The following is a 5,153-nucleotide window of genomic DNA, read 5'->3' on the forward strand; positions in this document are numbered from 1 at the left end:
CATCGCCGCCTGCGGGTTCCGCGCCGGGCCGGCCGTCTCCGGGCCGCTCCGCGCCGGGCCGGCCGGCGTCGGCCGGTTCTCCTCCGGCCGGCTCTCCTCCGGCCCGCTCTCCTCCGGGTCCTCGGAATCCAGCAGCTCCACGGCGTGCCGGCCCAGCTCGGCGATCAGCACCCCCGGCAGCCACGGCTCCGCCGTGTCCGTGCCGCCCAGCCGCTCCCGGACGGTGTCCGTGGAGGGGCGCGCGGCCGGGTCCTTCGCCAGGCAGTCCCGGATCAGCTCGACCAGGGCGACGGGCACACCGGTGAGGTCCGGCTCCTCATGCGCGATCCGGAACATCAGCGCGTGGTCCCCGCTGTCCGCCGCTCCGAACGGCAGCCGGCCGGTCGCCGCGTACGCCAGCACGGAACCGAGGCAGAACACATCGCACGCGGTCGTCACACGCTCGCCCCGCACCTGTTCGGGCGCCATGAAACCGGGTGAGCCGATCACCGCGCCGGCCCGGGTGAGACCGCCGTCGGCGACGGTCTCCAGAGCACGGGCGATACCGAAGTCGATGACCCGGGGGCCGTCGATCGTCATCAGGACGTTGGACGGCTTCAGATCGCGGTGGATCAGTCCGGCACGGTGGATGTCCCGGAGAGCCTCCGCGAGCCCGGCGCCCAGAACGCGGACGGAGCGCCCGGGAAGTGGGCCGTACGCCCCTGCCTCGGCCACGGGGGCGCCCGGCCGGCCGGAGACGATGCGGTGGAGCGAGGGACCGGCGACGTAACCGGTGGCCACCCACGGCACCGCCGCGTCGACGCCGGAGTCGAGCACCGGGGCGGTCCAGGACCCGCCGACCCGCCGGGCGGCCTGGACCTCCGCCCGGAAACGGTCACGGAAATGCTGCTGCTGGGCGAGCTCGGGACGGACCAGCTTGATGGCGACGGTGCGGCCCCGGTCCGAGCGGGCGAGGAACACCTGGCCCATCCCGCCGGCTCCGAGGCGCCCCAGCAAGCGGTAGGCGCCGATGCGTTGCGGATCGCCGGAGCTCAGCTTCTCCATGGTGCGTTTCCTCCCCCGTACGGCCATGGCGGACCGTGGGACGAGAATAACGGCGCGCGTGGCCCGTGGCCCGGGGGCCGCCCTCAGTCCGCGGACGACTCCGGCGGCGTCCCGGAAGGGGAGGCCAGGGCGTCCATGGCGGCCGAGAGCCGCTCCAGCACCTGCACGGTCCGGGCGAACTCCTCCTCGCCCAGCTCCTGGGCCAGCCGCTGTGCGAACTCCCCGTGGGCGGGGTCCAACCGGCTCACCGCGGCCCGGCCCTGCGCGGTGGGCCGGAGCAGCTTCGCCCGCCGGTGTGCCGGATTCGCGACGTGTTCGGCGAGGCCCTGGTCCACCAGCAGATCGGCGATCCGCTGCACGCTCTGCCGGGTGAGCCCCATCGAACGGGCGATCCCCGACACGGGAAGCGGCTCGGTCAGGACCGCATCGAGGACCTGCCACCGAGCCGCAGTGAGGCCGGCCGGCCCGGCCAGCTGCTCCGCCACGGACAGGAACCTGCCGTTGAGCCGGAACACCCCGATCGCGGTGCGGCCGAACCTCTCCTGGTTCTCCGTGCTCACCGTTCGAGCACCTCGTACGCCCGGGCGTCCGAGTCGTGGAAGAGCCGGTACCAGGCGTCCGGTTTCTCCGGCCTCTCCGGCTCGAACACCCCGAGCAGTCCGAAGATCTCGCGGGCGAAGGGGGCCAGGGTGTCGCCCGTGTCCCGGAGGGAGGCACCGGTGAGGATCAGCAGCTCGCTGTCGCCGGGGGTGAGCTCGCCGAGCGAGAGATCGGGCTGGACGCGCATCCCGCCCATGGTGGTGACGGGTGCGGTGGTGAGGCCGACGGTGCGCACGGTACGGCCGTGCCGGGTGAGCTGGGCGGTGGCGAAGCCCGGTTCCCAGTCGGCGAAGGTGTCGTGGACGGCCAGGCGGACGGCCGTGCCGGTCATGTCGGCCTCCGGTGGCGGGGCACGCTCCGGTGGCGGGGCGCGGAACCTGATGACAGTGAGCTGTCATGGTGTCAGCATGCTGTCAATGTCTTGTCCCGGTACCGGCCGGGACCCGACACCCTGCCGAGCCTGGCGGCCCATGCCGTACACAGTGGCCATGGAGGACGGCCGGGCCGCCGCATACGCTCGCCGTATGAGCCCCGATGCCCCCCGCGCCCCGTACGCCGACCCCGCAGCGGGCGCGGCCGTGAAGGCCGCCGACCGCGCGCACGTGTTCCACTCCTGGTCCGCCCAGGGCCTGATCGACCCGCTCGCCGTCGCCGGCGCCGAGGGGGCGTACTTCTGGGACTACGAAGGCAACCGTTACCTGGACTTCACCAGCGGTCTCGTCTTCACCAACATCGGCTACCAGCACCCCGCGGTGGTGGCCGCGATCCAGGAACAGGCAGGCAGACTCGCCACGTTCGCCCCCGCGTTCGCCGTCGAGGCGCGGTCGGAGGCGGCGCGCCTCATCGCCGAACGCACCCCGGGCGACCTGGACAAGATCTTCTTCACCAACGGCGGCGCCGAGGCCGTCGAGAACGCCGTCCGGATGGCCCGGCTGCACACCGGGCGCCAGAAGGTCCTCTCCGCCTACCGCTCGTACCACGGCGCCACCGCCACCGCCATCAACCTCACCGGTGACCCGCGCCGCTGGGCGTCCGACACCGGATCGGCGGGGGTCGTCCGCTTCTGGGCGCCGTTCCTCTACCGCTCCCCGTTCCACGCGCGGACCGAGGCCGAGGAGTGTGCCCGCGCGCTCCAGCACCTCGAGGACACCCTCGTCTTCGAAGGGCCGGCGACCGTCGCGGCCGTCGTCCTGGAGACGATCCCCGGCACGGCCGGCATCATGACGCCGCCGCCCGGCTACCTCGCGGGCGTCCGCGAGATCTGCGACCGGTACGGGATCGTGTTCGTGCTGGACGAGGTGATGGCCGGCTTCGGGCGCACCGGGAAGTGGTTCGCCGCCGACCACGAAGGCGTCGTACCGGACCTCATGACGTTCGCGAAGGGCGTCAACTCCGGTTACGTGCCGCTCGGCGGCGTCGCGATCAGCGCCGAGATCGCCGCCACGTTCGAGACCCGCCCCTACCCCGGCGGACTCACCTACTCAGGTCATCCGCTGGCCTGCGCGGCGGCCGTGGCCACGATCGAGGTCATGGAGGAGGAGAGGATCGTCGAGGGCGCCGCACACCTCGGCGAGCACGTGCTCGGACCCGGCCTGCGTGAGCTCGCCGAGCGCCACCCGTCCGTCGGCGAGGTGCGGGGGCTCGGCGCCTTCTGGGCGCTGGAACTGGTCCGCGACAGGGAGACCCGCGAACCGCTGGTCCCGTACAACGCGACCGGCGAGGCCAACGCCCCGATGGCGGCCTTCGGCGCGGCCTGCAGGCGGAACGGGATCTGGCCCTTCATCAACATGAACCGCACCCATGTCGTCCCCGCCTGCAACATCACCGAGGCCGAGGCGAAGGAGGGTCTGGCGGCCCTGGACGCGGCCCTCTCGGTCGCCGACGAGCACACCGTGTAGACGACACCGGACGTGGCGCCCTCCCCCGTGCCCGGAACCGGGCACAGGCCCTGGCTTATGGTGACCCAAGCCGAGAACGGGAGGGGGCGTCGTGGGTGCGAGCGGAGGTGTGACCCGCAGTACGCTCCGGCAGCAGATCGCCGACGCGCTGCGTGACGAGGTGCTCGCGGGGCGTCTGCGGCCACGGGTGGAGTTCACCGTCAAGCAGATCGCCGAGCAGTACGGGGTGTCCGCGACGCCCGTCCGGGAAGCGCTCTTCGATCTCTCCGCACAGGGACTGCTCGAATCCGACCAGCACCGCGGCTTCCGGGTCCGTGAATTCACCGTCGCCGACTACCGGTCGATGGTGGAGGCGCGCGCCCTGGTGATAAACGGGGTGTTCCGGAGGATCTTCGACGGGACCGGATCGGCGCCCGCCGTGCTCGGTGCCCACCGGACCGCCCTGGTGTCCGTACGCCGCCGGGCCGAGGAGGCCGCGCGGGCCGCGCGCAGCGGAGACCTGGACATCCTCATCGGCTACGACCTGCGGTTCTGGCGGGAGCTCGGCGCGGTCATCGACAACACCTACATCAGTGAGTTCCTGCAACGGCTGCGGATGCAGGCCTGGGCCTTCGCCGTGCCGTATCTGCGCGGGGACGCCGACGTGTGCGACTGGCTGTGGAACGGCCACCAGGAACTGGTGGAGGCGATCACGGCCGCCGACGGGCCCGCCGTACGAGCGGTGCTGGACGCCTACTACGCGCACGGGCTGAAGTGGGCGGACCGGCTGGCCGCCGGCAACCCCCCGCACCCGGGCCACGGCTGAGCGCACACCGGCCCGAGCCGGACCGCGCGGCCGGGTGCCCTCCGGGTCCGGGCTCGTGGCCGGGTCTCCTCCGGGTCCGGGTCCGGGCTCGTGGCCGGGTCTCCTCCGGTCCGCGGACCGCCGCACGCTGTGCGACCGGACTGCGGACCGCCCGCACCCTGTGCGCGCGGTCCCGGCCGCATTACGCTGGCCCGACCATCGCACGAACCGTTGGAGAGCGAGACTTCGTGGCCTGTGACCTGTGGCTGGTCCCCCTCGTCGATGTGCTGTGCCACAGCCCCGACAACCCGTTCGCCGAAGAGATCGCCGTCTACGACAAGGCGTTGACCGAGGCGGGGCTGCCGCCCGTGCCCGTCTACGCCTACATGCCGGGCCTCACCGGGGACGTCGCCCCGGTCGCGGGCTTCGACTACGACGCCCTGCACTTCCTGCGCCGCGCCTACCTGCTCCAGCTGAGCGGTCTCGCCGTCACGCCCGTCGGCGAACTGGGCGGGGACTACGAGCAGTTGCTGGAGATGTTCGAGCAGAGCGCGCAGGAGTCGCACCTGGTGTGGCACTACGACCACGCCGGAGCGTACGTCCCGGTGGACTTCCCCCATCCGCTCTCCGACGACGACCTCCTGGAGGGCGGCGGCCCACTGGGCTCCTCCCACGGCCTGCTGCGTGAACTGGAGTTCGTCGCCCCGTCCCTGGGCATCGACCCGGCGAACCCGCCGGCCGCCCCTCTCCCGCCCGCCGGCCCGACGACACTGGAGGAACGGGCCGCCCCGGCGCCGTACGACGAGAGTCCCTTCGCCCGGGAGCGG

Annotated in this window: 6 protein-coding genes; 3 read left to right on the plus strand and 3 right to left on the minus strand. The window is 72.8% G+C overall.

The window, feature by feature from the left end:
- From VN520_RS10250 to VN520_RS10260, 3 genes are all read right to left on the minus strand, one after another.
- Nucleotides 1-1,044: serine/threonine-protein kinase (locus VN520_RS10250; protein ID WP_325746554.1), on the minus strand; the 1,044-nt coding region annotated here is incomplete at its 3' end.
- Nucleotides 1,045-1,127: 83 nt separating this feature from the next.
- Nucleotides 1,128-1,604 carry a MarR family winged helix-turn-helix transcriptional regulator gene (locus VN520_RS10255; RefSeq protein WP_325746555.1) on the minus strand — a complete coding sequence of 159 codons (477 nt, stop codon included), beginning with the start codon at nt 1,602-1,604 and terminating at the stop codon, nt 1,128-1,130.
- Nucleotides 1,601-1,975 (minus strand): DJ-1/PfpI family protein, encoded by a 375-nt coding sequence (locus VN520_RS10260; RefSeq protein WP_325746556.1) that lies wholly within the window; start codon nt 1,973-1,975, stop codon nt 1,601-1,603. Before VN520_RS10260 ends, VN520_RS10255 begins: the two co-directional genes overlap by 4 nt.
- Before the next feature lie 193 nt (nt 1,976-2,168).
- On the opposite strand from VN520_RS10260, the gene VN520_RS10265 reads away from it, so the two are divergent.
- The 3 genes from VN520_RS10265 to VN520_RS10275 all read left to right on the plus strand — a co-directional run.
- Complete coding sequence (locus VN520_RS10265; RefSeq protein WP_325746557.1) at nt 2,169-3,542, plus strand: aspartate aminotransferase family protein; 1,374 nt, start codon at nt 2,169-2,171, stop codon at nt 3,540-3,542.
- A 91-nt stretch (nt 3,543-3,633) separates the two neighbouring features.
- On the plus strand, nt 3,634-4,347 hold the full coding sequence (locus VN520_RS10270) for a GntR family transcriptional regulator (protein ID WP_325746558.1): 714 nt from the start codon (nt 3,634-3,636) through the stop codon (nt 4,345-4,347).
- Between the two features lie 227 nt (nt 4,348-4,574).
- Nucleotides 4,575-5,153 (plus strand): hypothetical protein (locus tag VN520_RS10275; RefSeq protein ID WP_325746559.1); only part of this gene is annotated, 579 nt, incomplete at its 3' end.

This window comes from Streptomyces sp. (assembly GCF_035563135.1).
GTDB lineage: Bacteria > Actinomycetota > Actinomycetes > Streptomycetales > Streptomycetaceae > Streptomyces.